Source organism: Duganella caerulea (genome assembly GCF_040362985.1).
Lineage (GTDB): Bacteria > Pseudomonadota > Gammaproteobacteria > Burkholderiales > Burkholderiaceae_D > Rugamonas > Rugamonas vulcania.
Map to the genome: position 1 here is coordinate 102,662 of NZ_BPWJ01000003.1, position 26,495 is coordinate 129,156.

At 63.3% G+C, this 26,495-nt stretch carries 28 protein-coding genes; 20 read left to right on the top strand and 8 right to left on the bottom strand.

Annotated features, from left to right (window positions below):
- Positions 1 to 40: 40 nt before the first annotated feature.
- From ACUJB0_RS09695 to ACUJB0_RS09710, 4 genes are all read right to left on the bottom strand, one after another.
- Entirely contained in the window at positions 41 to 3,622 is a 3,582-nt protein-coding gene (locus ACUJB0_RS09695) for an ABC transporter permease/M1 family aminopeptidase (protein ID WP_444845047.1), read from the bottom strand.
- Positions 3,623 to 3,631: 9 nt separating this feature from the next.
- Positions 3,632 to 4,525 carry an ABC transporter ATP-binding protein gene (locus ACUJB0_RS09700; RefSeq protein ID WP_444845048.1) on the bottom strand — a complete coding sequence of 298 codons (894 nt, stop codon included), beginning with the start codon at positions 4,523 to 4,525 and terminating at the stop codon, positions 3,632 to 3,634.
- 196 nt (positions 4,526 to 4,721) lie between these two features.
- Positions 4,722 to 5,918: an ABC transporter permease gene (locus tag ACUJB0_RS09705; protein ID WP_444845049.1), complete on the bottom strand. Its 1,197-nt coding sequence runs from the start codon at positions 5,916 to 5,918 to the stop codon at positions 4,722 to 4,724.
- 3 nt (positions 5,919 to 5,921) lie between these two features.
- Positions 5,922 to 6,701 (bottom strand): ABC transporter ATP-binding protein, encoded by a 780-nt coding sequence (locus ACUJB0_RS09710; protein ID WP_444845050.1) that lies wholly within the window; start codon positions 6,699 to 6,701, stop codon positions 5,922 to 5,924.
- A gap of 111 nt (positions 6,702 to 6,812) precedes the next feature.
- On the opposite strand from ACUJB0_RS09710, the gene ACUJB0_RS09715 reads away from it, so the two are divergent.
- Both ACUJB0_RS09715 and coq7 read left to right on the top strand, forming a co-directional pair.
- The gene (locus ACUJB0_RS09715) at positions 6,813 to 7,247 is read left to right on the top strand and encodes a hypothetical protein (protein WP_444845051.1); all 435 of its coding nucleotides are present in this window, start codon (positions 6,813 to 6,815) and stop codon (positions 7,245 to 7,247) included.
- Between the two features lie 48 nt (positions 7,248 to 7,295).
- The gene (gene coq7, locus ACUJB0_RS09720; protein WP_444845052.1) at positions 7,296 to 7,937 is read left to right on the top strand and encodes a 2-polyprenyl-3-methyl-6-methoxy-1,4-benzoquinone monooxygenase; all 642 of its coding nucleotides are present in this window, start codon (positions 7,296 to 7,298) and stop codon (positions 7,935 to 7,937) included.
- A gap of 102 nt (positions 7,938 to 8,039) precedes the next feature.
- Here the strand turns inward: coq7 and ACUJB0_RS09725 are convergent, their stop codons facing one another.
- A complete protein-coding gene (locus ACUJB0_RS09725) occupies positions 8,040 to 8,462 on the bottom strand; it encodes an OsmC family protein (protein ID WP_161083897.1) in 423 nt (140 codons plus the stop codon).
- Between the two features lie 131 nt (positions 8,463 to 8,593).
- On the opposite strand from ACUJB0_RS09725, the gene ACUJB0_RS09730 reads away from it, so the two are divergent.
- The 6 genes from ACUJB0_RS09730 to erpA all read left to right on the top strand — a co-directional run bounded on the left by ACUJB0_RS09730 (position 8,594) and on the right by erpA (position 13,798).
- Positions 8,594 to 10,786, top strand: a complete 2,193-nt coding sequence (locus tag ACUJB0_RS09730; protein WP_444845053.1) for an NHL repeat-containing protein — start codon at positions 8,594 to 8,596, stop codon at positions 10,784 to 10,786.
- Between the two features lie 129 nt (positions 10,787 to 10,915).
- Positions 10,916 to 11,344, top strand: coding sequence for a 50S ribosomal protein L13 (rplM, locus tag ACUJB0_RS09735; RefSeq protein WP_008445136.1), 429 nt, complete (start codon positions 10,916 to 10,918; stop codon positions 11,342 to 11,344).
- Positions 11,345 to 11,353: 9 nt separating this feature from the next.
- Complete coding sequence (gene rpsI / locus ACUJB0_RS09740; RefSeq protein WP_008445137.1) at positions 11,354 to 11,746, top strand: 30S ribosomal protein S9; 393 nt, start codon at positions 11,354 to 11,356, stop codon at positions 11,744 to 11,746.
- Between the two features lie 159 nt (positions 11,747 to 11,905).
- Positions 11,906 to 12,943: an N-acetyl-gamma-glutamyl-phosphate reductase gene (gene argC, locus ACUJB0_RS09745; protein ID WP_161083895.1), complete on the top strand. Its 1,038-nt coding sequence runs from the start codon at positions 11,906 to 11,908 to the stop codon at positions 12,941 to 12,943.
- Between the two features lie 69 nt (positions 12,944 to 13,012).
- Positions 13,013 to 13,384 carry a bactofilin family protein gene (locus ACUJB0_RS09750; RefSeq protein WP_161083894.1) on the top strand — a complete coding sequence of 124 codons (372 nt, stop codon included), beginning with the start codon at positions 13,013 to 13,015 and terminating at the stop codon, positions 13,382 to 13,384.
- A 51-nt stretch (positions 13,385 to 13,435) separates the two neighbouring features.
- Entirely contained in the window at positions 13,436 to 13,798 is a 363-nt protein-coding gene (gene erpA, locus ACUJB0_RS09755; RefSeq protein ID WP_117012885.1) for an iron-sulfur cluster insertion protein ErpA, read from the top strand.
- Positions 13,799 to 13,868: 70 nt separating this feature from the next.
- Here the strand turns inward: erpA and ACUJB0_RS09760 are convergent, their stop codons facing one another.
- Together ACUJB0_RS09760 and ACUJB0_RS09765 are read right to left on the bottom strand one after the other, a co-directional pair.
- Complete coding sequence (locus tag ACUJB0_RS09760; protein WP_444845054.1) at positions 13,869 to 14,963, bottom strand: anhydro-N-acetylmuramic acid kinase; 1,095 nt, start codon at positions 14,961 to 14,963, stop codon at positions 13,869 to 13,871.
- Positions 14,964 to 15,093: 130 nt separating this feature from the next.
- Positions 15,094 to 16,476 carry a M23 family metallopeptidase gene (locus ACUJB0_RS09765; protein WP_444845055.1) on the bottom strand — a complete coding sequence of 461 codons (1,383 nt, stop codon included), beginning with the start codon at positions 16,474 to 16,476 and terminating at the stop codon, positions 15,094 to 15,096.
- A 157-nt stretch (positions 16,477 to 16,633) separates the two neighbouring features.
- On the opposite strand from ACUJB0_RS09765, the gene tyrS reads away from it, so the two are divergent.
- From tyrS to ACUJB0_RS09825, 12 genes are all read left to right on the top strand, one after another.
- Entirely contained in the window at positions 16,634 to 17,887 is a 1,254-nt protein-coding gene (gene tyrS, locus ACUJB0_RS09770) for a tyrosine--tRNA ligase (protein WP_161083891.1), read from the top strand.
- Complete coding sequence (gene dtd / locus ACUJB0_RS09775; protein WP_444845056.1) at positions 17,884 to 18,330, top strand: D-aminoacyl-tRNA deacylase; 447 nt, start codon at positions 17,884 to 17,886, stop codon at positions 18,328 to 18,330. Before tyrS ends, dtd begins: the two co-directional genes overlap by 4 nt.
- 21 nt (positions 18,331 to 18,351) lie before the next feature.
- The gene (locus tag ACUJB0_RS09780) at positions 18,352 to 19,020 is read left to right on the top strand and encodes a YbhB/YbcL family Raf kinase inhibitor-like protein (RefSeq protein ID WP_444845057.1); all 669 of its coding nucleotides are present in this window, start codon (positions 18,352 to 18,354) and stop codon (positions 19,018 to 19,020) included.
- Entirely contained in the window at positions 19,017 to 19,667 is a 651-nt protein-coding gene (locus ACUJB0_RS09785) for a histidine phosphatase family protein (RefSeq protein ID WP_444845058.1), read from the top strand. Before ACUJB0_RS09780 ends, ACUJB0_RS09785 begins: the two co-directional genes overlap by 4 nt.
- A 104-nt stretch (positions 19,668 to 19,771) precedes the next feature.
- A complete protein-coding gene (dusB, locus tag ACUJB0_RS09790; protein ID WP_176361286.1) occupies positions 19,772 to 20,788 on the top strand; it encodes a tRNA dihydrouridine synthase DusB in 1,017 nt (338 codons plus the stop codon).
- Positions 20,789 to 20,895: 107 nt separating this feature from the next.
- On the top strand, positions 20,896 to 21,129 hold the full coding sequence (locus ACUJB0_RS09795) for a helix-turn-helix domain-containing protein (RefSeq protein ID WP_008445162.1): 234 nt from the start codon (positions 20,896 to 20,898) through the stop codon (positions 21,127 to 21,129).
- A 104-nt stretch (positions 21,130 to 21,233) separates the two neighbouring features.
- Positions 21,234 to 22,820, top strand: coding sequence for a bifunctional phosphoribosylaminoimidazolecarboxamide formyltransferase/IMP cyclohydrolase (gene purH / locus ACUJB0_RS09800; RefSeq protein ID WP_444845059.1), 1,587 nt, complete (start codon positions 21,234 to 21,236; stop codon positions 22,818 to 22,820).
- A gap of 87 nt (positions 22,821 to 22,907) precedes the next feature.
- A complete protein-coding gene (gene ruvC / locus ACUJB0_RS09805; protein WP_444845060.1) occupies positions 22,908 to 23,468 on the top strand; it encodes a crossover junction endodeoxyribonuclease RuvC in 561 nt (186 codons plus the stop codon).
- 27 nt (positions 23,469 to 23,495) lie between these two features.
- Positions 23,496 to 24,074, top strand: coding sequence for a Holliday junction branch migration protein RuvA (ruvA, locus tag ACUJB0_RS09810; protein WP_444845061.1), 579 nt, complete (start codon positions 23,496 to 23,498; stop codon positions 24,072 to 24,074).
- A 221-nt stretch (positions 24,075 to 24,295) separates the two neighbouring features.
- On the top strand, positions 24,296 to 24,595 hold the full coding sequence (locus tag ACUJB0_RS09815) for a hypothetical protein (protein WP_444845062.1): 300 nt from the start codon (positions 24,296 to 24,298) through the stop codon (positions 24,593 to 24,595).
- 19 nt (positions 24,596 to 24,614) lie between these two features.
- The gene (gene ruvB, locus ACUJB0_RS09820) at positions 24,615 to 25,670 is read left to right on the top strand and encodes a Holliday junction branch migration DNA helicase RuvB (RefSeq protein WP_444845063.1); all 1,056 of its coding nucleotides are present in this window, start codon (positions 24,615 to 24,617) and stop codon (positions 25,668 to 25,670) included.
- Entirely contained in the window at positions 25,670 to 26,125 is a 456-nt protein-coding gene (locus tag ACUJB0_RS09825; RefSeq protein WP_444845064.1) for a YaiI/YqxD family protein, read from the top strand. Before ruvB ends, ACUJB0_RS09825 begins: the two co-directional genes overlap by 1 nt.
- 1 nt (position 26,126) lies before the next feature.
- Here ACUJB0_RS09825 and ACUJB0_RS09830 read toward each other — a convergent pair whose 3' ends face one another.
- On the bottom strand, positions 26,127 to 26,495 hold the full coding sequence (locus ACUJB0_RS09830; protein ID WP_444845065.1) for a YbaN family protein: 369 nt from the start codon (positions 26,493 to 26,495) through the stop codon (positions 26,127 to 26,129).

Sequence of the window (26,495 nt, forward strand, 5' to 3'; positions counted from 1 at the left end):
CAGAGCTCGTGTCCGAATGCCAGACTTGACCCCACCGGTTTTATTGGGTTTGCAGCTCCACGTTGATCATGTTGTCGTCCGGCTTGCGGTCGATGAGCTTGTTGTCGGGATCGATGCCGGCCTTGCCTGGACGGCCGTTGATGATGACCGTGTACAGATTGTCCTTGCGCTCGATGAGCTTGCGCTCGCGGTACAGGCTGTTGCCGTCCTTGTCGTCGATGCCGATGTCGATCCAGTCTTTCAACGGCGTGTCCTTTTCCGCGCCCTGGTCGGTGGCCCGCACCTTGGCCGCGCTGACCGCGAACGTGACCTCGTATTTGCCGTCCACTAGCTTGCGCGCGGTGGCCGAGATCGCATGGTTTTCGTACAGCACGATGCTGTTGAACAGGTCGTCGATCAGGTAGGCCTGCTCGGGTGGCGTGATCTTGCGCAGCGCGTCGATCAGCACCGTCACGCTCGGATATGGCCCGTTCGCGTGGCCGAACCGCCCCAGCACGTCCTTGAGCGCGCCGTTGACCTTGGCCTCGCCCAGGATGTCCTGCAGCTGGTACATCGCCAGGCTGCCCTTGCGGTACTGGATGTAGGCCTGGTTCTCGTTCTCTGCCAGCGGCAGTTCCTTCTTGCGCTCCAGCGCGCGGCCCAGCAGATACTGGTCGAGGTCGTAGTGCAGGAAGCGGCGCATCTTGTCCGCGCCGTAATTCTTCTTCATCACCATCAGCGCCGAGTATTCGGCCAGCGTCTCGCTCAGCACCGTGCTGCCGCGCGTGTTGCCGCCCACCAGCTGATGGCCCCACCATTGGTGCGCCACTTCATGCGCGGTGACGTAGAACGGGTAGTCGATGTCCTTGGGATTCCGGTCGTTGACCTTGGCGATGAAGCCGAACGCTTCCGAATACGGGATCGTGGTCGGGAACGATTGCGCGAACGTGGCGTAGCGCGGGAACTCGACAATGCGCACCAGCTTGTGCTGGTACGGCCCGAAGTTGCGCGTGTAGTAGTCCAGCGATTCCTTGATGCCCTTGTCCATGCGGTCGAGGTTGTACTCGTGGCCGGGATGGTAGTAGAGCTCGATGCCCACGTCCTGCCACCAGTCGCGCTTGACCAGGTAGCGCGCCGACTGGATGGCGTAGTAGTTCAGGATAGTCTGGTCCATCTTGTAGTGGTAGTAGTGCCGTCCCTGCTTGCTCCATTCCTTGACCAGCGTGCCCGGCGCGATGGCGATCTGGTCGGCGCTGGTGCTGATGGTGGCGTCGAGATTGATCCAGTCGGCGTCGTTGCTGACGGCGTTGTTGGCCAGGCCGGACGGGTCGTCGCGCGGCAGCATGCGCTCGCGCGCCGGCAGCTTGTGCTTGCGGCGGTCGCGCGGGTCGCTCAGTTCCATCGCCTGCTGGTAGCCGATGTGCGGCAGCACGCCGTTGTCGAAGAAGGTGCCGTTGCCGATCACCGGTGTGTCCTGGCCCATGCCCAGGATGCCCTCGGGGATGAAGCCGACGTCGAATTCCATCGTCAGCTGCGCGCCCGGCGCCAGCGGCTTGGCCAGCTTGTAGCTGTAGAAGCCGAGGTCGTCGTCCTGGATGCCCGGCCGCGCGTCCTGGCTGAAGCGTACCTTGAATTGCGTGGCGGTGTTGTCCTGGTAGATCAGCACGTCGCTGATCGGCTGCTTGGTCTTGTTCTCCAGCAGGTAGCGGCCCTTGACCACCAGGCTGCGCTGGGTCGGCACGATGGCGACGTCGAGCTTGACGTCGGTGATGCGCGGTTGCGGCACCACGGCGAATTTCTTGTACTTGCGTTCGTAGTCGGCGTGCTCGGCATCCTTCTGGTAGGCCGATTTGAAACAGTGGGCGACGTGGGTGTTGTAGAACACCACGCTGCCGGCGCCGACAAAGATCAGCAAGCCGGCCGCCACCGTGCTCAGCACCGGCACCGTCAGCGCGTGGCGCGCCAGTTGCAGGCGCTGGCGCCAGCCGTCGTTGGTGCCGCGCGCCCAGAACAGCAGCGACAGCACCACCAGCAGCAAGGCCGCGCCGGCCCAGTACAGCTCGAACCAGCGCTCGCGCGCCAGGTAGTGGCCGTAGCCGTTCATGGCGGAATACACAAAGCTCGGCATGGTGCCGTAGATGAGCATGGGGTCGTCGACGCCCACCGTGCCCAGCGTGATGCTGGCCAGGTAGTAGACGATCATCGCGAAGTAGGCCAGGTATTTCTGGTTGATCAGCACCTGCAGCGCGATCGCCAGCACGGCCGACAGCGCGTAGCCCGGCAGCTGCAACAGGAACAGGTTGTACAGGTAGAGGCCGGGCTCGAGGATGAAATAGCCTTTGACGATCTGGATCGCCATGCCGCACAACATCACCACCACCATCAGCATGGCTTGCAGGCCGATCAGCGCGATCAGCTTGGACAGCATCGGCAGCCAGCTCGGGATGGGCAGCGCGTCCAGCATCTGGCCCATGCGCGCCTCGCGCTCGCGCCACACCAGCTCGCCCGCGTAGAAGGTGGTGATGACGAACATGAACAGCGCGAAGGTTTCCGACACCGACTCCAGCACCAGGTAGGTGACCGGATAGGTGATGGTGCCGAAGATGGAACCCATGTCCAGCGCGCTGGCGAGCATCATCAGCACGCCGGCCAGCACGATGACCAGGAAGTAGATGTTCTTGGTGGTTTCGCGCAGGTTCAGCCAACTCATCTTGAACAGCAGCGAGGCCAGGCTGCGCGAGGCGAAGTCGGGCTTTTCCTGCGTGCTGGTGGACTGGGCCGACAGGTGCAGCGGCGTCTCGCCCTCGCCGCGGCTGGTGCTGCCGGAGCCGCTGTCGATAGTGGCGATGAAGTGGAAGCGCCAGTAGCCCAGCAGCAGGCCAGCCAGCGCGAACGAGCACCACAGCACGCGGTTGAGCAGGTACACGCCCTCCGGCCAGAACATGCGGGTGTTGCGCTCGAAGATGGGCCAGTATTCGGTCAGGCGGATCACGGCGGTGGTGCCGAAGGGATCGATCAGCGCGGCCAGCGTCTTGTAGTCGAGGTCGCGGGCGAGGCCTGGCGCGACGATGTAGCCGATCAGCATGACCACGCTGGAGATGTAGACCGGCAGCATGCGCCGCGTCAGCGCGGCCAGGATGAAGAACACGGCGCCGAAGATGAACAGGTCGGGCAGGATGACGATCAGGTAGGGGATCAGGTAGCCCAGCAGGCCCGGCTGGCCCAGGCGCTCGGGATCGATGCCGGGGATGTAGCTGCCCAGCCAGACGCCCAGCACGATGCTGGTGAAGATGATGGCCAGCGTGAAATAGGCGCCGAGGAAGCGGCCGAACATGTACTGGTGCTTCTTGATCGGCGCGCTGAAGAAGAAGTGCTGCATGTCGTATTCGAAGTCCTGCTGCACCGAGCGGCCCATCATGGCGGCCATGACCACCACGCCCAGCGAGGCCAGCACACTGGTGGTGAACATCAGCGAGCGGGGCGAATCGATCAGCTGGCTGCCGAAGGCGACCGCGGTGCCCTTGAAGACGCCGCCGGCGGCGGCCATCCACAGCATCGACAGCGCCAGGAAGCCGAGGAAATAGACCCAGGTGGACAGCAGCTTGAGGCGCTGGCGCGCTTCAAAGTAGGCGATGGAGAACATGCGGCCGCCTTAATCGCAGGTGGCCGCGGCGTTGTGGCGGCCGGCGATGGTGGCGAAGTAGACATCCTCCAGGTCGCCGATGGCTTCCTCGAAGCCGTCGCCGGGATCGGTCTCGCTGTAGACGTGGATGAGGGTGCGGCCGGACAGCAGGCGCGACGAGATGACCGGGTGGCGCAGCTGGAACGACGGCAGGTCGCGCTTGTCGATGAAGCGGGCCCAGATCTTGTCGCTGACCTCGTGGATCAGTTCCTGGGTCGGGCCGCACAGCAGCAGGTGGCCCTTGTTGATGATGGCCATGTTGGCGCACAGGTCGGCCACGTCGCTGACGATGTGGGTGGACAGGATCACGGTCTTGTCGTCGCCGATGTCGGACAGCAGGTTGTGGAAGCGCACCCGCTCCTGCGGGTCGAGGCCGGCTGTCGGCTCGTCGACGATGATCAGCTTGGGGTCGCCCAGCAGCGCCTGGGCGATGCCGAAGCGCTGGCGCATGCCGCCGGAAAAGCCGCCCAGGCGCTGGTTGCGCACCTCGAACAGGTTGGTCTGCTGCAGCAGGCCGTCCACCACCTCGCGCCGGCGGCCGCGGTTGGACAGGCCCTTGAGCACGGCGAAATGGTCCAGCAGCTCGTAGGCGGTCACTTTCGGATACACGCCGAAGTCCTGCGGCAGGTAGCCCAGCAGGCGGCGCACCTCGTCTTTTTCGTCCAGCACATCGATGTCGTCCAGGAAGACGGAACCGGAATCGCATTCCTGCAGGGTCGCCAGCGTGCGCATCAGCGTCGACTTGCCGGCGCCGTTGGGCCCGAGCAAGCCGAACATCCCGGCCGGGATGGTGAGCGAGATGTTGTCCAGCGCCACGACGCCATTGCCGTAGGTCTTGGACAAGTTGCTGATACGTAATTCCATGCTAACTCCTGAATGATTCTGCCGGTGCCTGGCCGGCGTTTCTGCACGGCCATACACTTTTCACATGATGGCATTGTATTGAATTTGCCCTGGACATGGGGCGCCATTGCGATGGGCGGCGCAATCCGCGCGCCAGAGTGCAAAAACAGCGTACCAGACGGCAGCACAATTCAGGCTGGTTGAATAGACAACTTATTCAATTCCTAAACAAAACCTGCTCGCGGTTGAACCACCAGCGGCACACGGCCAGCAGGGCGCCGGCGGTCAGCGTGGTCGACAGCAGAATGACCCAGAACATGCTGTAGTCCATCGTGCCCTTGACCAGCTCTTTCATTGCCAGGGAGACATTGGTCAGCGGCACCATCGCCCACTTCCAGTTCAGCTCCACGCCGGGCAGCAGGGCCACCAGGGTCGGCAGCACGGTGACCAGGATCAGCGGCGAGATCAGGCCGGCCGCCTCCTTGTAGCTCTTGGCGTAGACCGAGATCGACAGCAGGATGGCGGCGAAGATTGCGGCTGTCGGCACCAGCATCAGCGCCACCATGGCCAGGTCCAGCGGGCCGATGGCGCGCACCATCTGCGCCAGGTCGCTGCCGATCACCGGGCCGAAAAAGGTCAGCAGCACGCCCATGCTGGCGATCATCAGCAGCGCCGAGGTCAGGCCCACGGTGAACAGCATCAGGAACTTGGCCATCACCAGCGCGCTGCGCGAGACTGGCGCCAGCAGCAGGGTTTCCAGCGTGCCGCGCTCCTTCTCGCCGGCGCCGGTGTCGATCGCCGGATACATCGCCGCCAGCAGGCACACCATCAGCAGGATGTAGGGCAACATGCCGCCCACCACCGCGCCCATCTGCTCGCGCTTGTCGGCGGTGGAATGGTCCTCCAGCGTGATCGGGTCCAGCGCGAAGCGCAGCTGCTCCTGGTTGAGCTTGAGCGCGGACAGCGCCTGCTCGCGCAGCAGGCGGTTCTGGCCGCCGATCACCGACATCACGCGCTTGCGCGTCAGGTCCACGGTCGCGGCGCTGTTGTAGTGCAGCGCGATCACGCCTTGCTGCTGCTGCGCCAGGTTGGCCTCGAAGCCGGCCGGGATCACCAGCGCGAACTTGATGCGGTCCTCGCCGATGGCGGCCTTGATGTCGGCAGGACTGGCCAGCACCACCTCGCGGAAACCTTTTTCCTTGGCGAAGCGTTCGGCCAGGTGGGGCGCCTGGTCCTTGCCGAAGATCGAGTAGGCCATCTCGGCCTGGCTGGCCTGCTTGAACATGCTCGACGAGACGTAGCCGAAGCCGGTCAGGATCAGCGGCATCGCGAACACGGGAATGAACACGGTGAAGAAAAAAGTGCGGCGGTCGCGCGCCAGCTCCAGCAATTCCTTGATGTAGATGATCCACATGGCTCAGGCCTCCCGGTTGATGACGCCGACGAAGGCGTCGTACAGGTCGGCGCTGCCGCCCAGGTGGCGCAGCTCGTCGACCGTGCCGTGGAAGGCGGTCTTGCCGTGGTTGATGACGCACACGCGGTCGCACAGCTTTTCCACCTCGTGCAGGTGGTGCGTGGAGAAGATCAGCGGCACGTGCAGCGCCTTGTAGCTGGCGATGAAGTCCAGCAGGATCTTGGCCGACATCACGTCCAGCCCGGTGGTCGGCTCGTCGAGGATGACGATCTGCGGCTCGTGCACCACGGTGCGGGCGATGGAGCATTTCTGCTTCATGCCGGTGGACAGCTGGTCGGCGCGCTTGTTGCCGTATTCGGTCATCTGCAGCAGTTCGAACAGCTCGTCGCAGCGGCGCTTCAGGTAGGGCGGGCTCATGCCGTGCAGGCGGCCGAAGTATTCGACGTTTTCGCGCGCGGTCAGGCGGCCGTACAGGCCGGTGGTGCCGGACAGGAAGCCGATGTGCTGGCGCGCGGCCAGCGGATCGCTCAGCAGGTCGATGCCGTTGGCGTGGATGCTGCCCGCGTCCGGTTTCAGGGCGGTCGACAGCAGGCGCAGCGTGGTGGTCTTGCCGGCGCCGTTGGGACCGAGCAGGCCCAGCACCTCGCCGGGCGCGCAGCGGAAGCTGACGTCGCGCACCGCGTGGAACCAGCCGTCGTGCTCGCGTGGATCGCGCGCCTGGGCCGGCTTGCCGCCGCGCGAGGCCATCCGGAAGCGCTTGGCGAGACCCCTGACCTCGATCATTGTTCTGTCCTTGTTAAGAAAATTTCAAGAGTAGCATGTAAAAAATCTTACGCGCAAGCTACTGGTTGTACAAATGTCTTGCTATAGTCAGATATGGGAGAAGAACAAAAAATGCATCCTCAACTGCAGGAAAAGATCTTGGCCGTGACCCACTGTGGCGTGGACCGGCGCGAGTCCACCGGTTTCTTCCGCGTGGCGCTGGGGCTGTATTACCTGTCCGGCCTGATGACCAAGGAAACCCTGGACTTCGACAAGCTGGACCGCGAGTTCAACCGCTTCATCTACCACAGCATCGGCAAGGGCCACAGCATCACCAGCATCCTGCAATACATGAGCGGCGAGAAGGTGGTGCCGGTGGTGGAATCCAAGCGTTTCCTGCGCGCGTTCGCCGAGCACTGCCCGGAAGTGCCGATCGAGAACATCCCCTTCCTGCTGGGCCTGAACCTGAGCGTGGCGAAGGACATTTCCAAGATCGATGTGCGCGGCCCGGTGGCCGACTACATCGAACGCCAGCGCCAGTTGCGCGAGGCGGCCGAGGCAAATTGAGGCGGCGGCCTTTATAATATTGCTTTCGTTTTGAATGCGAGTTTGCCCATGGCCGCCTACCACCACACCCCGCTGGACCGATTGATCGCCGGCGCCGACAAGGCGCTGCGCGTGATCACCGGCGTCGCCTCGGCTTCGCGGCCGACGCCGGCGCTGCACGCGGCCGATGCCCAGATGAGCGAGGCGGAAACACGCCACAGCGCCGGGCTGATGCGCGTGAACCATGTGGGCGAGGTGTGCGCGCAGGCGCTGTACAACTCGCAGGGCCGCTTCGCCAAGACCGAACAGATGCGCGCGCAGTTCGAGCAGGCGGGCAGGGAAGAGGAAGACCATCTGGCCTGGACCGCGCAGCGGCTGGGCGAGTTGAATTCGCACATCAGCGTGCTCAATCCCTTGTTTTATGCGGGCGCGTATGCGCTGGGCACGGTGGCGGCGGTGCTGGGCGATGCGCGCAGCCTGGGCTTTGTGGTGGAGACGGAACGGCAAGTGGAGGCGCATCTGGCCAGCCACCTGGACAAGCTTCCGCCGCAGGACGCCAAGTCGCGCGCCATTGTCGAGCAGATGCGGATCGATGAAATCGAACACGGCGTCGCCGCGCAGGCGCTGGGCGCTGCGCAGACGCCGGCCCCGGTGCAGGCGGTGATGGCGGTGATGGGCAAGATAATGACCAGCACCGCCTACTACATCTAAAGTAGTCGTTTCAAAAAGACCGCAGCGTCGTTGTGGCGCCTTGCCGTGCATTCGCACTGTCTGCGGCGCCACGCCTAGCTGCGCTCATTTTGAAACAACTACTTACGCTTCGATAATCTCGAACGAGTGCGTGATCTCGGCAGTCTTGCCGAGCATGATGGACGCCGAGCAGTACTTGTCGTGCGACAGCGTGATCGCGCGTTCCACCGCCTCAGGCTTCAAGTCCTTGCCGGTAACGGTGAAGTGGAAGTTAATCTTGGTGAACACTTTCGGCTCGGTGTCCGCGCGCTCGGCGGTCAAGGTGCACTCGCAGCCGCGGATGTCGGCGCGACCCTTTTTCAGGATCAGCACCACGTCATAAGCCGTGCAGCCGCCGGTGCCCAGCAACACCATTTCCATCGGACGCGGCGCCAGGTTGTGGCCGCCACCCTCGGGCGCGCCATCCATGTTGACCATGTGGCCGGAACCGGTCTGGGCCAAGAAACTCATGCCCGACGGGCCATTCCAGCTGACTTTGCATTCCATCGTCTTCTCCGTTAAAAATCGTTGCGCGTATTGTAAAGGAGTCCGGCCGGACTGGCTTGCATGAGGTTTTTTTCCTTGCCGTGGGCGCGCCGGGATCGCATAATTTGTTGACACAGATCAAGGAGTCGGCGATGAGTCATGCTATCGAGTACCTTTGTTCCTACGGCGAATTGACGGCGCCGGGCACGACGCCGACGGGGCCGCTGGCCGACGATTTCACACTCAATTCGCCGGTCGGCGTGCATGCCGATAGTTACGGACGGTTGTGGGTGTGCGACACCGGCAACAGCCGCGTGCTGGTGTTCTCGGCCGACCTGTCCACGCTGCTGCACGTGATCGAAGGCCCAGGCGACGACACGCCCGAGGCGCCGCGCCTGCTGATGCCATTTCATGTTTGCCCCCATCCCACGCACCAGCTGATGTACTGCACCGACATGGGCCACGGCCGAGTCGTGGCCTACGCCTACGACGAGGACGAGGTCTGGTTCAGCTACGCCTTCGGCCAGGGCGACAGTCGCTACCTGCCGCTGTCCGATCCCAACGGCATCACGGTGGTGCGCGAGCGCGACGGCGCCGACTACCTGTATGTCTGCGACGAGTTCTTCCACACGGCCGACGACCTGGCCAGCCGCTGCGTGAAGTTCACGCTGGAGGGCGAGTTTGTCGCGCAGTTCCGCCACGTGGCCGGGCCGGGCGTCCGCCATGAACTGCTGTGGCCGCAAGGCCTGGCCAGCGACGGGAAGGGAAATCTTTATCTCGCCAACACCGGCCACTACGAGGTGTTGAAGATCAGCACCGACTGGCCCATCGTCGACGAATGCGTGCAGGCGCCGCACGACACGGTGATGCTGCACCAGCATGGCAAGCCCGGCGGCATCGGCAAGTTCAACGTAATGCGCTCGGTGTGCGTGATCGGCGACCGCGTGTTCGTGCCGGGGCATATCGAGAACGCCATCACGATCTATGATCTCGACGGCGAACAGGTCGGCGTGGTCAATGGGCTGCTGCCCTTGTGGAACCATACGCTGGAGCCGGTGCATTCGCTGTCCGACCTGGTCTACGGCGCGCTGGAGGACGTGGTGTTTGTCGGCCCGTACCAGGTGTGCGCGGCGGAGGACGAGCCGGACGTGTATTTCATCAGCGAGCCGTTCGCGTCCAGCGTGATCAAGGTGCGCATTCCGCGCGCGCGGGGCGAGGAGGATGCGCTGCTGATCGAGTCGGTCGGCCACCGGCGCGATGACCAGAACCGGCTGCGCTCGACCTCGCAATTCAACTGCATGACCTCGGTGATCGGCTTCAAGCGCGAGCGCCGCCTGCTGCCGCGCGACGCCACCGTGGGCGGCAACTGGATCGACTACTGGGCCAGGGCCACCACCAGCATCTACAAGTTCTGGTACGACCAGTTCCGCACGCAGCTGGGCTTCGATCCGCTGGCGCGCATGGAGAACGCCTCGCTGAACATCGATTCCGGCAATTGGTGCATGAAGACCTTCAGCACCGAGAGCGATCCCTACCGCCAGTTGCAGGATATGATGCGCGGCTTCTTCGTGCCTGGCGACCTGGCGATGGACGTCTACTACCCGCACACGCCGCCGCTGGGGCAGATCTGTCCGGGCACGCCCATTGTGTTCGTCACCAACTTCAACCTGTGCACGGTGACCATGTACCAGTTCAACCCGGCCGGCTACCTGATTAACTACGGCGTGCCGTTCGGTCGCGAGGGCATTGGCGGCGAGGGCACGTTGAAGGCGCCGCAGGGCATCGCCGTCAACAGCCAGGGCGAGATCTACATCGCCGATTCGCTCAACAACCGCATCTCGATGTGGCAGATCCAGCCGACCGGCTATGTGGAGTTCCGCAAAAACTTCCGCTGGCGCGACGACGACGGCTTCACGCCCTGCGACATCGCGATCGACGGCCAGGACCGGTTGTTTGTGTGCGACCAGTTCAACAACTGCCTGCGCGTGTTCGACCGCGAGGGCAACAGCCTGTGGAGCTACGGCCATCTCGGCTATTGCGACGATGTCGATGTCGACTACGAGAACTTCATGCTGCCGGCCAGCGTGTGCATCGACGGCGACCGGCTGATCGTCAACGACCTGGTCAACCGCGCGCTGAAGATGTTCCGGATCGGCGACGATACGCTGTATTACGAGTCCGGCATTTCCGTGTTCAAGAAATACCCGGACGCGGGCGGCGTCTGGATGCCGTACTTCATCTACGCCGACCGTGGCCGCCTGTACGTGCCCGACACGACTTTCAATGTGGTCAATGTTTTCAGCTACCAGGCCGCCGCGCCTGATTCCGTCGGGATTGCGGCTTGACTCGGTGGGCGGTTCCAGCTTATACTTGTCGGCTTTCCGTTCGCTCAGGAAAGTAAATAAGAAGGCCGAGTCCGCTGAAGCCATGGCGGAACCACCATTTGAGCGTGTTTTATTATTTAGGAAGTCAACATGAAAACTTTTTCCGCTAAGGGCCATGAAGTCCAGCGCGATTGGTTCGTGATTGACGCGACGGACAAAGTCCTCGGACGTGTTGCCAGCGAAGTGGCACTCCGACTGCGCGGCAAACACAAGCCAGAATTTACTCCTCACGTCGACACCGGCGATTTCATCGTCATCGTCAACGCAGGCAAACTGCGCGTGACCGGCACCAAAGCAACCGAGAAGACCTACTACCGTCACTCGGGCTACCCAGGTGGCATCTATGAGACCAACTTCCTGAAAATGCAACAGCGTTTCCCAGGCCGTGCTCTGGAAAAAGCCGTCAAAGGTATGCTGCCGAAGGGCCCACTGGGCTACGCAATGATCAAGAAGCTGAAAGTGTACGCTGAAGGTTCGCACCCGCACGCTGCTCAGCAACCTAAAGCACTCGAAATCTAAGGAACTGACATGATCGGTAACTACAATTACGGCACCGGCCGTCGCAAGAGTGCAGTAGCTCGTGTGTTTATCAAAGTTGGCACTGGCCAAATCATCGTTAACGGCAAGCCAGCGGCTGAGTACTTCTCCCGCGAAACCGGCCTGATGGTTATTCGTCAACCACTGGAACTGACCGGCAACGTTGAGCGTTTTGACATCAAAGTCAACGTTCACGGCGGCGGCGAGTCCGGCCAGGCAGGTGCTGTGCGTCACGGCATCACCCGCGCCCTGATCGACTACGATGCAGCGCTGAAGGGCGATCTGGCACGCGCCGGCTTCGTTACCCGCGATGCACGTGAAGTTGAACGTAAAAAAGTTGGTCTGCGCAAAGCACGTCGCGCAAAACAATTCTCGAAGCGTTAATTTTTACGCTGTGGTGCGCTGCTTGCGGCGCGCCCTCAAAAAAGCCGCCGGCCTTGTGCCGGGCGGCTTTTTTGCTATCTGGCAGCAGTAATACGGCTGTCGCATATGCCTGATAAAATGGCAGTCCCCTCCACGCATTACCTCATTCAAGGAAAGAACATGATCAAAGTTGGCATCGTCGGCGGCACCGGATACACCGGAGTGGAATTGCTGCGACTGTTGGCAGTCCACCCTGATGTGCAGCTGACGGCTATCACGTCGCGCAAGGAAGATGGCTTGCCGGTTGCCGATATGTTCCCTTCGCTGCGCGGCCGCGTGAACCTCGCCTTCTCGTCGCCCGACAAGGCCGACCTGAGCCAGTGCGACGTGGTGTTCTTCGCCACCCCGCACGGCGTGGCCATGGCCCAGGCGCCCGAGCTGCTCAAGGCCGGCGTCAAGGTGATCGACCTGGCGGCGGATTTCCGCATCAAGGACAAGGCTGTCTTTGAAAAATGGTACAAGATCGACCACACCTGCCCGGAGCTGCTGGAAGAAGCCGCCTACGGCCTGGCTGAACTGAACCGCGACGCCATCAAGGGCGCGCGCCTGGTCGCCAATCCGGGCTGCTACCCGACCACCATGCAGCTGGGCTACTACCCGCTGCTGAAAGCCGGCCTGATCGACGCCGGCGCGCTGATCGCCGACTGCAAATCCGGCGTGTCCGGCGCCGGCCGCAAGGCGGAGATCGGCACGCTGTTCTCCGAGTCGAGCGACAACTTCAAGGCCTACGGCGTGGCCGGCCACCGCCACACGCCGGAAACCTCGGCGCAGCTGCAGAAGTTCACCGCCGACAAGGTCGGCCTGGTGTTCACGCCGCACCTGGTGCCGATGATCCGCGGCATGCACTCGACCCTGTACGGCCGCCTGACCAAGGACGTCAGCAACGAACAGCTGCAGGCGCTGTTCGAAGAGCAGTACAAGGACTCGCCGTTCGTCGACGTGATGCCGTTCGGTTCGCATCCGGAGACCCGCTCCACGCGCGGTTCCAACATGCTTCGCCTGGCGCTGCATCGTCCGGACAACGGCAACACCGTGATCGTGCTGGTGGTGCAGGACAACCTGGTCAAGGGCGCGTCCGGCCAGGCGGTGCAGTGCATGAACCTGATGTTCGGCCTGGAGGAAACCACCGGCCTGACGCAGATCGCGCTGCTGCCGTAAATCAAAGTGCGGCGGGGCGGGGATAGTAGATTAGGAATTCCCGCCCACCCTGCCAGCAGAAAGCCGCACATGATCGCCATGGACAGCCTGATCGGCGCCACCACCCGCGTGCAAGGCAACTTGTTGTTTCGCGGCGGCATGCGCATCGATGGTGAGGTGGTCGGCAATGTTGTCGCGGAGGCAGGATATCCGAGCTATCTCGTCGTTGCCGAGCATGCCCGTGTGGAAGGCGAGATACATTGCGACCACCTGGTCGTCAATGGCGAGGTGAAAGGTTGTGTTTTCAGTGGGGATTTGCTTGAAATCCAGCCGAGCGCCCGTATCATTGGGGATGTCAGTTATAAAGTGCTGGAAATGCACGGCGGCGCACAGGTGTTGGGCACATTGACCCATCGCGACAGCTCCGGCGTGGAGCCGCTTTTGGCGGTCTCTGGAGCATGATTTACGCCAACGGTCTATAATGGATCAAATGTTTTCACGTAGGAGTCTGAAATGAATGCTGTCGCCGAATCGCAAGAAGTAATTCCATCGCCCATCATCTTCACCGACAGCGCGGCGCAAAAAGTCGCCCAGCTGATCGAGGAGGAAGGCAATCCAGATCTGAAATTGCGCGTGTTCGTGCAGGGTGGCGGCTGTTCCGGCTTCCAGTACGGCTTCACGTTTGACGAAATCGTCAACGAAGACGACACCACCATGATCAAGAACGGCGTCCAGCTGTTGATCGACTCGATGAGCTACCAGTACCTGGTCGGCGCGGAAATCGACTACAAGGACGACCTGGAAGGCGCGCAATTCGTCATCAAGAACCCGACCGCTTCGTCGACCTGCGGTTGCGGCTCGTCGTTCTCGGTGTAAGTTGCTGTAGTCCGGCCCCGGCCGGCTGCGATCAACGGCGGACAACTCCGGTTGTGCCGCCGTTTTTGTTTTAGCGCGGGTAGAGCGCGCCCAGCACGCGGTCGCCCGAGGCGCCCGTCACGCTCGGCAGGTTGCCCGCCAGCCGCTCGGTGAAGCGGTAGCCCAGCCAGGCGAAGGCCATCGCCTCGACACGGTTCGGCGCCACGCCCAGCGCCTGGGTCGACGCCACCACCACGTGCGTGCCCAAGGCCATGCCCAGCTCATCCATCAGCACGCCGTTGTAGGCGCCGCCTCCGCACACGTAGACCGCGTCCGCGCCGGCGCCATGGGCTTGTATCGCCTGCGCCAGCGTGAGCGCCGTCAGCCGCGTCAGCGTGCGTTGCACGTCTTCCGGCGCGGCGGCGGGGAAGGACGCCAGGTGCCGGTCCAGCCAATTGATGTGGAACAGGTCGCGTCCGGTGCTCTTGGGCGCCGGCAGCGCGAAGTAGGGCTCGGCCAGCATATTGGCCAGCAGGCCGGGGATTTCCTTGCCGCTGGCCGCCCAGGCGCCATCCTGGTCGAATTCCTTGCCCTGGTGGCGGCCGATCCACGCATCCATCAGCACATTGCCCGGTCCGGTGTCGAAGCCGGTCACCTGGCCGTCGGCCAGCACGCTGATGTTGGAGATGCCGCCGATATTGGCCACCACCCGTGTCTGCCCGGCCTTGCCGAACAAGGCCTGGTGGAAGGCCGGCACCAACGGCGCGCCCTGGCCGCCGGCGGCGACGTCGCGGCTGCGGAAGTCGGCGACCACGTCGATGCCGCACAGCTCGGCCAGCAGGGCCGGGTTATTGGTCTGGCGCGTAAAGCCCAGCTCGGGACGGTGGCGGATGGTCTGGCCATGCACGGCCACCGCGCGGATGTCCTGCGCCTGCAGCGAGACGTCGTCCAGCAGCGCCTGCACGCAGTCGGCGTAGTGCCGCGCCAGCTGGTTGGCGGCCAGCGCCTCGCGCTCGATCTCGTTGTGGCCGGCGGCCTGCAGCGCCATCAGCTCGGCGCGCAGCGCGGGCGGGAAGGGCACGTAGGCGGCCGCCAGCGTGTCGATGGCGTCGCCGGTGAAGCGCGCCAGCGCGCCATCCACGCCGTCCAGGCTGGTGCCGGACATCAAACCGATATACAAAGACATAGCCGCACCCCGAAACTGAAAAACGTATTTTGCCTGAGCCGGCCAGCGCTGTCGCACACGGATAAAAAAACAGGCCGCGGAGGCGGCCTGTAGGGGTGTAGCTTAATTCGTGTAGCTTGCTGCGCGTGGCTTACTTCGCCGCGACGCGGGTGCCGCCGGAACCGCCCGGCTGCAGCAGCGCGAAGCGGTGCGACATGTCGGCGGCGTAGGTCTTGAAGCGCGACATCTCGGCGGCCGTCAGCGGCGCCTGGGCTTGCACGTTCATCGTGCTTGGATCCTTGGCTTCACCGCCGACGCGGAATTCGTAGTGCAAGTGCGCGCCGGTCGACCAGCCGGTGGTGCCGACGTAGCCGATCACGTCACCCTGGCTGACCTTGGTGCCCTTCTTGATGCCAGGCGCAAAGCGGCTCATGTGGGCGTAGGCCGTGGTGTAGTTGGCCCAGTGCTTGATCATGACGAAGTTGCCGTAGCCGTTCTGGGTGCCGGCGAAATCGATCACGCCGTCCCCCGAGGCGCGGATAGGCGTGCCGGTGGGTGCAGGGAAGTCGATGCCTTTGTGCTGTTTCCACTGGCCGGAAATCGGATGCACGCGCATCGCGAAGCCAGAGGAGATACGGGAGAATTCAACCGGAGATTTGAGGAAGGCTTTCTTGAGGGCTTTGCCGTCGAAGCTGTAGTAGCCGCCGCCTTGTTTGCTTTGTGGATCTTCGAACCAGACCGACTGATACGTCGTGCCCTTGTTGGTGAATTCGCCGGCCAGGATGCGGCCCGCTCGCACAAACTCGCCATCCTGCCAGAACGTCTCGTAGACCACGTTGAAATGGTCGCCGCGCTTCAGGTCGCCGCGGAAGTCGATGCTGGTCGAGAACATCTCGACGATCTGCTTGACGATGGTGTCCGGCAGCTTGGCGCCGTCCTCGCTGGAATCGGTCGCCGCATACAGCGTCGAGGTGATGGTCCGTGCATGCATTTCCACGCGGCGCTCCAGCTTGGCCGCTTCTTCTTCCGCGACAAAGCCGTCGCCCTTGCGGGTGACCTTGATGTTCTTGACCGGAATGTCCTTGCCGTCCACCACGACCGCGCGTAGCCATTGCAGGTTGCCTTCGTCGTCGGTCTGCGCCTGGACCCGTTTGCCGGTCTTGAGCTGCATCACGCCTTTCGCCACTTTATCTTTTTTGATAAAGTTCTCGGCCGCCTCGTCGTCGACGCCGAGACGGGTCAACAGCGCGGCCAGCGTGTCGCCGGCGCGGATTTTTTCTTCGTGGACGAAGTGTTCGTTGGAGGATTGCTGTTCCAGCGCGGAGATCTGCGAGCTGAGGTCCGGCAGTGCGACCGATTCCTGCACCGATTTGACCGGCAGGTCGGAGGCGTCCGGGGCGAGCGGCGCCACGCCGGCTGCACCAAAAGCACACACTGCAAGAAACAATGCAGACGCGCTGATGATGCGCGCCTTGCGCGTGGAACCTAGCAGACTGAACAAGCGTGAGCTTGTGAATTTATGTATTTGGTTCATGCAATCAGTTAAAATTTGCCGCTTGAACTATTCAGGAACGTTTTATTTCTTCTAATTGTTATTAAAGTTCGTTTTCGTACGGCAAGATTGATGGATCGAGGATTATATCAAACTCCTGAAGCCGCCTACCTTTTTCTCAAAAATACCGCAAAAAATTATGACTACCTCTTCTTCGACACCGCCGGCTCCCTCTAAAGTACTGCCGTTGACCGACAGCGTCCTGGAGGCACTCGCCATCACCAAACGCGGTGTCGACGAGTTGCTGATTGAAAGCGAGTTCGCGCAAAAGCTGGCGCGCTCGGAACAAAGCGGCGTGCCGCTGCGCATCAAGCTCGGCCTGGATCCTACCGCACCTGACCTGCACCTTGGCCACACTGTTGTGCTCAACAAGATGCGCCAGCTGCAGGACCTGGGCCACCAGGTGATCTTCCTGATCGGCGATTTCACCTCCATGATCGGCGATCCGTCCGGCCGCAACGCCACCCGTCCGCCGCTGACGCGCGAGCAGGTCGAGCAGAACGCCATGACCTATTTCAAGCAGGCCTCGCTGGTGCTGGACCCGGCCAAGACCGAAATCCGCTACAACTCCGAATGGTGCGATCCGCTGGGCGCGCGCGGCCTGATCAAGCTGGCCTCGCACTACACGGTCGCCCGCATGATGGAGCGCGACGATTTCAGCAAACGCTTCAAGAGTGGGACTCCGATCGCGGTCCATGAGTTCCTGTATCCCTTGATGCAGGGCTACGATTCGGTCGCTTTGAAGGCAGACCTTGAGCTAGGTGGAACAGACCAGAAATTTAACTTGCTTGTTGGCCGGGAGCTGCAGAAGGACTACGACCAGGAACCGCAGTGCATCCTGACCATGCCGTTGCTGGAAGGCCTGGACGGCGTCGACAAGATGTCCAAGTCCAAGAACAACTACATCGGCATCACCGAGCCGGCCAACACCATGTTCGCCAAGATCATGAGCATTTCCGACGTCATGATGTGGAAATACTTCGAGCTGCTGTCGTTCCGCTCGATCGCCGACCTGGCCGCGCTCAAGGCCACCGTCGACGGCGGCGCCAACCCGCGCGACGCCAAGGTGGCGCTGGCGCAGGAAATCGTGGCCCGCTTCCACTCGCAGGCCGCGGCCGAAGAGGCGCTGAACGACTTCGTCAACCGCTCCAAGGGCGGCATTCCCGACGACGTGGCGGAAATCACGCTGCCGGGCGCGCCGGCCGGCATCCAGCAACTGCTGAAATCGGCGGGCCTGTGCGCGTCGGTGTCGGAAGCTGGCCGCATGATCGACCAGGGCGGTGTGCGCATCGACGGCACCGTCGTCAGCGACAAGGCCGTGAAGATCGAGGCCGGCACCTTCGTGCTGCAAGTGGGCAAGCGCAAGTTCGCGCGCGTCACGCTGACGGCATGATCGGCCTGCTGCAACGCGTCAGCGGCGCCAGCGTGGTGGTCGACGGCGCCACCGTTGGCGCCATCGACGCCGGCCTGATGGTGCTGGTGTGCGCCGAGCGCGGCGACACGGAGAAGGAGGCCGATGCGCTGCTGGCCAAATTGCTGGGCTACCGCGTGTTCGCGGACGACGCCGGCAAGATGAACCGCAGCGTCACCGACGTCGAGGGTGGCCTGCTGCTGGTGCCGCAGTTCACGCTGGCGGCCGACACCAAGTCCGGCACGCGGCCCTCGTTCACGCCGGCCGCCGCGCCCGCCGACGGTCTGCGCCTGTTCAATTATTTTGTCGAACAGGCGCGCCATAAGCATAAAGTGGTGCAGACCGGCCAATTTGGCGCGGATATGAAAGTGTCGCTGACCAACGATGGTCCGGTGACGTTCTGGCTACAGACAAACGCAAAATAACACCGGCGGTTGGAGACGAGCATGAAACTTTCGAGCGACAGCTTTCGCAACGGCAGCGCGATTCCGGCGGAAAACGCTTTCGCAGCGCTGGGCAAGGACGGGCAGGTGAGCCTGTCGGCCAACCGCAATCCCCACCTGGCGTGGCGCGACGTGCCGGCCGGCACCGAATCGCTGGTGCTGCTGTGCATTGACGGCGACGCCCCGCAGGACGCCACCGACGTCAACCGCGCCGGCCACACCTTGCCGGCCAGCCTGCCGCGCGGCGATTTCTTCCACTGGAGCCTGATCGACATCCCGGTCAGCGTGCAGGCGATCGCCGAGGGCGCGCTGTCCGACGGCGTGACCGCGCACGGCAAGCCCGGTCCGGCGGCCACGCTGGACGGCTTGGCATTGCGCCAGGGCGTGAACGACTACAGCGGCTGGTTCGCGGCAGACCCCGCCATGGCCGGCGACTATTACGGGTATGATGGCCCCTGTCCGCCGTTTAACGATGAGTGTGTCCACCATTACATGTTCCGCATCTACGCGCTGGACACGCCCCGCCTGGAACTGGAAGGGCGCTTCACCTGCGCCGACGTGCTCAACGCCATCCACGGCCACATCGTCGACGAAGCCCAATTGATCGGCACCTACACGCTGAACCCGGCCCAGGCCGCCCAGGCGCGCCGGTCCAGAAAAAAGATTGCATGAAGAACAGCACCATTTTGTTGATACGCCACGGCGAGACCGCCTGGAACGCCGTGCGCCGCCTGCAGGGCCACACCGATATCCCGCTCAACGACGAGGGCTCCCGCCAGGCCGCCGCGCTGGCGCAGGCGCTGGCCGCCGAGCAGGTGGACGTGCTGGTCTCCAGCGACCTGCAGCGCGCCATGCAGACCGCGCAAGCCGTGGCCGACCAGTACGACGGCCTGCGGGTGCAGACCGACGAGCAGTTGCGCGAGCGTTGCTACGGCGTGTTCGAAGGCATGCTGTACGCGGAGATCGAGCGCCAGTACCCGGCCGAGTACGCGCTGTGGCAGGCGCGCGATATCGACGCCGTCATGCCATCCGGCGAGCGCGAGGCGGAAAGCTTCCGCCAGTTCTACCAGCGCGCCACCGGCGGCATCGCCGATTGGGCGCGGCGCCACCCGGGCCGCACCATCGCCATCGTCGCCCACGGCGGCGTGCTGGAGTGCGCCTACCGCGAGGCGGTCGGCATGTCGCTCGACAGCCCGCGCGACTTCCAGGTCAAGAACGCCAGCATCAACCGTTTCACGTGGTCGGACGGTAAGTTGGCGCTCACCAGCTGGGGCGAAGTAGATCACCTGAGCCTGGCCGCGATGGACGACATCGTGTGATGTCAAGACTGCACAGGTGTCGTCCACATAAAAAATAGTGCTTATTAATTGAGCACCCCTTCGGTTAAAATAGAGGGTTCCTTCATCACGTTCAGGTATCGCCAGTGCAAATCGGCCCTCATTTACTGCGCAACAACGTTTTCGTCGCCCCCATGGCCGGCGTCACCGACCGCCCGTTCCGCCAGCTGTGCAAACAGCTCGGAGCCGGCTATGCGGTGTCCGAGATGGCGGCCTCGAATCCGCGCTTGTGGGCGACCGAAAAAAGCTCGCGCCGCACCGATCACACCGGCGAGATGGAACCAAAGGCGGTGCAGATCGCCGGCGCCGATCCGCAGGACCTGGCCGATTGCGCCCGCTTCAACGTCGAGCGCGGCGCCCAGATCATCGACATCAACATGGGTTGCCCGGTCAAGAAGGTGTGCAACGCCTGGTGCGGTTCGGCCCTGCTGCAGGACGAGGTGCTGGTCCGGCAGATCGTCGAGGCCGTTGTCGGCGCGGTGGACGTGCCCGTCACGCTGAAGTTCCGCACCGGCTGGGACCGTGCCCATAAAAACGCGCTGAACATCGCGCGCATCGCCGAGGACGCCGGCATCGCCATGCTGACCCTGCATGGCCGCACCCGCGCCGACGGCTACACCGGCGACGCCGAGTACGACACCATCGCGGCGGTCAAGCGCTCGGTCGGCATTCCGGTGGTGGCCAATGGCGACATCACCTCGCCGGAAAAGGCCCGGTTCGTGCTCGACTACACCGGCGCCGACGCCGTCATGGTCGGCCGCGCCGCCCAGGGCCGTCCGTGGATCTTCCGCGAGATCGACCATTACCTGCGCACCGGCACCCATCTGCCGGCGCCGTATGTGGACGAAGTGCGCGCCCTGATGGATGAGCACCTGCGCGCGCACTATGCTTTCTATGGCGACTATCTGGGCGTGCGCACGGCGCGCAAGCACATCGGCTGGTATGTGCGCGACCTGCAGGGCGGCGAGGAATTCCGCCAGAAAATGAACCTGCTGGAATCCACCGAAGAACAACTGATTGCCGTCGATCAATTTTTCGAATCCCAGTGGAGACACGGCGAGCGGTTACAATACCGCCTCCCGGAAGAATTGGAAGCAGCATAAGACGGCGTAGAGAGCCTAAAAAAGTCGGATCAGAAGGGTAAGCGCCGGGGCCACAAGCCCGCGCGGCGATTTGCCAGCGTCAACAGATTAAAAGCGAACGATATAAAATGAGCAAAGAAAGTATCCAGGAAGTAGTCCAGAAGAGCCTCGAAGATTACTTCAACGACCTGGGCGAGCAGCAGGCTTCGAACATCTACGACATGGTCGTGCTGACCGTGGAAAAACCGATCCTGGAAGTGGTCATGACGCGCGCCGACGGCAACCAGTCGCACGCCGCGCAGATGCTGGGCATCAACCGCAACACCTTGCGCAAGAAACTGCAAGAACACGGCCTGTTGTAACAGCGCGCGTTTTTCCGGCATGAGTGGCTGGGGACGGCCGCCGTTGCCGCACCCGCAATACCGAATACGTCGTACCTCTATTCAACCACTAGCCCTCTCAAGCCATGATTAAACAAGCTCTCATCTCCGTCTCCGACAAAACCGGTGTGCTGGACTTCGCCCGCGCGCTGTCCGCCATGGGCGTCAACATCCTGTCGACCGGCGGCACCGCCAAACTGCTGGCCGACAACGGCGTGGCCGTGACCGAAGTGGCCGACTACACCGGCTTCCCGGAGATGCTCGATGGCCGCGTCAAGACGCTGCACCCGAAAGTCCACGGCGGCATCCTGGCGCGCCGCGATTTCCCGGAGCACGTGGCCAAGCTGGAAGAACACAACATCCCGACCATCGACATGGTGGTGGTCAACCTGTACCCGTTCCAGGCCACGGTCGCCAAGGACACCTGCACGCTGGAAGACGCGATCGAGAACATCGACATCGGCGGCCCGGCCATGTTGCGCTCCGCCGCCAAGAACCACAAGGACGTGGTCGTCATCTGCGATCCGTCGGACTACGGCGTGGTGCTGGCTGAAATGAAGGCCACCGACAACGCCCCTGGCTACGTCAGCTACGATACGCGTTTCACGCTGGCCACCAAGGTCTACGCGCACACCGCGCAGTACGACGGCGCCATCGCCAACTACCTGACCAGCCTGGACGCGACCCGCGCCCACGCCAGCCGCAACGCCTATCCGAAGACGCTGAACGTGGCGTTTGAAAAAGTGCAGGACATGCGCTACGGCGAGAACCCGCACCAGTCGGCGGCGTTCTACCGCGACATCGTCAAGACCGAGGGCGCGCTGGCCAACTACCGCCAGCTGCAGGGCAAGGAACTGTCGTTCAACAACATCGCCGACGCGGACGCCGCGTGGGAATGCGTGAAGAGCATGGGCAGCTTCGACCAGAGCGCGGCCTGCGTGATCGTCAAGCACGCCAATCCGTGCGGCGTGGCACTGGGCGCCAACGCGGCCGACGCCTACAAGCGCGCGCTGCAGACCGACCCGACCTCGGCTTTCGGCGGCATCATCGCCTTCAACGTCGAAGTGGACGCGGCTGCCGCGACCGAGCTGGCCAAGCTGTTCGTCGAAGTGCTGATCGCGCCGGTGTTCACGGCTGAAGCCAAGCAGATCCTGTCGGCCAAGCAGAACGTGCGGTTGCTGGAGATCCCGCTGGGTAACGGCGTCAACGCCATGGACTTCAAGCGCGTCGGTGGCGGCCTGCTGGTGCAGTCGGCCGACTCCAAGAACGTGCTGATCGGCGACCTGAAGGTGGTCAGCAAGCTGCAGCCTACGCCGCAGCAGCTGCAGGACCTGATGTTCGCCTGGCGCGTGGCCAAGTACGTCAAGTCCAACGCCATCGTCTTCTGCGGTAACAACATGACCCTGGGCGTGGGCGCAGGCCAGATGAGCCGTATCGACTCGGCCCGCATCGCCTCGATCAAGGCGCAGAACGCCGGCCTGTCGCTGACCGGTTCGGTGGTGGCGTCGGATGCCTTCTTCCCGTTCCGCGACGGCCTGGACGTGGTGGTGGACGCGGGCGCGACCTGCGTGATCCATCCAGGCGGCTCGATGCGCGACCAGGAAGTGATCGATGCCGCCGACGAGCGTGGCGTCGTCATGCTGTATACCGGCACCCGTCACTTCCGCCATTAATACCTGAGTAGTTTGCACAGTGCGGCGGACGCATCCGCCGCACTGTTTTTATATACAGCATTCAATGTTCCCGGTTACAATCCGGGAATGATTATTCTCGGCATCGACCCCGGCTTGCGCACGACCGGCTTTGGCGTCATCCACAAGCAGGGCGCCAAGCTGCGCTACATCGCTTCCGGCACCATCAAGAGTGGCGAGGGCAGCCTGCCTGTGCGGCTGAAGGTGATCCTGGACGGCGTGGCCGAGGTGGCCCGAACCTACCAGCCCGACTACGCGGCCATTGAGCAAGTCTTCGTCAACGTCAATCCACAATCAACTTTGCTGCTGGGCCAGGCGCGCGGCGCGGCCATCTGCGCGCTCGTGTCGGCCGAGCTGAGCGTGGCCGAGTATTCGCCGACGCAGGTCAAGCAGGCGGTGGTGGGCACCGGGCGCGCGGTCAAGGCGCAGGTGCAGGACATGGTGGCGCGGCTGCTGTCGCTGCCCGGCCTGCCCGGCACCGATGCGGCCGATGCGCTGGGCGTCGCCATCTGCCACGCCCACAGCCGCGAAACGCTGACCCTGATCGCCGGCGCCGGCAAGGGCACGACCACGGCGGCCAGCGGCCCGCTGGCCGGCCTGCGCATGAAAAACGGCCGCCTGGTCGGGTAAACATTCCTCTTTAAAGGCTACAACACGATGATCGGTCGTCTCTCCGGTATTCTGCTTGAAAAAAATCCGCCGCAACTGCTGGTTGACTGCGGCGGTGTCGGCTACGAGGTCGATGTGCCGATGAGCACCTTCTACAACCTGCCCGGCGTGGGCGAGAAAGTGGTGCTGTTCACGCACCAGGCGATCCGCGAGGATGCGCATCTGCTGTTCGGCTTCGGCAATGCCGAGGAGCGGACGGTGTTCCGCCAGCTGATCAAGATCACCGGCGTGGGCGCGCGCACCGCGCTGTCGATCTTGTCGGGCATGTCGATCGCCGATTTGGCGCAGGCGGTGACGCTGCAGGAATCGGGCCGCCTGATCAAGGTGCCGGGCATCGGCAAGAAGACCGCCGAGCGGCTGCTGCTGGAGCTGAAGGGCAAGCTGGGCGCGGACATCGGCGCCGGCGGCGCGCACGCCGTGCCGGACTCGCAATCGGACATCCTGAACGCGCTGCTGGCGCTGGGCTACTCCGACAAGGAAGCCTTGCTGGCGTTGAAGACCGTCCCGGCCGGCAGCGGCGTCTCGGACGGCATCAAGCAGGCGTTGAAGGCGCTGTCCAAAGGCTGATCCGCCTCAATCGAATCGCAGGCGGCCCCGCCTATGCTCGACCAACGAGCCAAGCGGAGCCGCCGATCATGGACCAGCCGGCGCAGGAACTCTTGCCAATTTGCGAGGTCACATACTTGCGCAGAAGGGCTGTGTCATTGGTGCTACGGTTTTAATGGGCTAGGATTACTCTGCACAGCTGGCCCTTGCGGATGCGGCGCTTTCAGCGCTACGGAGGCAACATGGACACATCGAATATTGGTGGCGAAGAAGGTTCGGGTTCGGATTCGAATGCCTCACCGCGTCAGAAGCCCGATATCTCAGCCGGGCTCGTACAGCTGAGAGCATCGTTGCAAGCCTGGAGGCAGTTGATCGATGAAGGCAAGGTAGAATCACTGATATTGAAAATCGATTCGCCGCCGGAACTGGCGGGCGTCCCTAATCGCATACTGACCGAACCAGAATTGCAGCAGCTAATACTGAGCAAAAAACTGCAAAGCGATTACATGCAGCGAATACGGAAAACCCCGAGACTTGATTAAATAGGCAACCAGCAACTGCATGAGCATCCAGACCGACAGCTTCACCGAACAACGCATCATCGACGCGGCGCCGTCGTCGCCGAATGAGGAGGCGATCGAGCGCGCTTTGCGCCCCAAGCATCTCGATGAATATGTCGGCCAGTCCAAGATCCGCGACCAGCTGGAAATCTTCATCGCCGCCGCCCGCAACCGCAAGGAGGCGCTGGACCATACGCTGCTGTTCGGCCCGCCCGGCCTGGGCAAGACCACGCTGGCCAACATCATCGCCCGCGAGATGGGCGTGAACCTGCGCCAGACCTCCGGCCCCGTGCTGGAGCGCCCCGGCGACCTGGCCGCCATCCTCACCAACCTGGAAGCCAACGACGTCCTGTTCATCGACGAGATCCACCGCCTGTCGCCGGTGGTCGAGGAGATCCTGTACCCGGCGCTGGAGGACTACCAGATCGACATCATGATCGGCGAAGGCCCGGCCGCGCGTTCTGTCAAGCTGGACCTGCAACCGTTCACGCTGGTCGGCGCCACCACCCGCGCCGGCATGCTGACCAACCCGCTGCGCGACCGCTTCGGCATCGTCGCCCGCCTCGAGTTCTACAACACCGAGGAACTGACCCAGATCGTCACCCGCAGCGCCGCGCTGTTGAAGGCCAACATTGCCCCCGACGGCGCGATCGAAGTGGCCCGCCGCGCGCGCGGCACGCCGCGTATCGCCAACCGCCTGCTGCGCCGCGTGCGCGACTATGCCGAAGTCAAAGGCAACGGCGACATCACCAAGTCCGTGGCCGACGCCGCGCTGGTCATGCTCGACGTCGACACCGTCGGCTTCGACGTCATGGACCGCAAGTTGCTGGAGGCGGTGCTGTACAAGTTCGGCGGCGGCCCGGTCGGCATCGGCAACCTGGCGGCGGCCATCGGCGAGGCGGCCGACACCATCGAGGACGTGCTCGAACCCTACCTGATCCAGCAAGGCTACCTGCAACGCACGCCGCGCGGCCGCGTCGCCACGCCGGCCGCCTACAAGCACTTCGGCGTCACGCCGCCGCGCACCAATCCCAACGGCGAACTGTGGGACCTGTGATGCAGATCTGGGTCGATGCGGACGCCTGTCCGGCGGTCATCAAGGATATCCTGTACCGTGTGGCGGACCGCGTGCCGTTGCAGGTCACGCTGGTGGCCAACCAGCTGCTGCGGGTGCCGCCTTCGCGCCACATCCGCTCGGTGCAGGTGCCGTCCGGCGCCGACGTGGCCGACCAGGAAATCGTGCGCCTGCTGGAGCCCGGCGACCTGGTGGTCACCGGCGACATCCCGCTGGCTTCGGACGTGCTGAAAAAGGGCGGCTACGCGCTCAATCCGCGCGGCGAGTTCTACACCAACGACAACATCGCGCAGATGCTGACGATGCGCGCCTTCATGGACGAGCTGCGCGGCAGCGGCGTCGACACCGGCGGCCCTACCGCCTTCAACCAAAGCGACCGGCAGAACTTCGCCAACAGCCTGGACCGCCACATCAGCAAGATACAGCGCAAGGCTTGATTCATTTGGGCAGGCGCAGGGTGGGCACGAACCGGGTCAGGTAAATGCTCACGCAGCCGCCGATGAGCAGCAACATGAGTTGCAACCAGAGCTTGTCCACGCGCCACATCGAATAGCCCAGCGACGCCCACATGAAGACCAGCACCCACACCTTGCCGCGCAAGGGAATGCCCTTGCCGTTCTCATAGTCGCGCAGGTATTTGCCGAACACGCGGTTGGTCTGCAGCCAGTGGTGCAGGCGCGTGGAGCCGCGCGCGAAGCAGGCCGACGCCAGCAGCAGGAAGGGCGTGGTCGGCAGCAGCGGCAGGAAGATGCCGAGCACGCCCAGCACAACGGCCAGGCAGCCGACCAGGTTCAGGAATATTTTCAT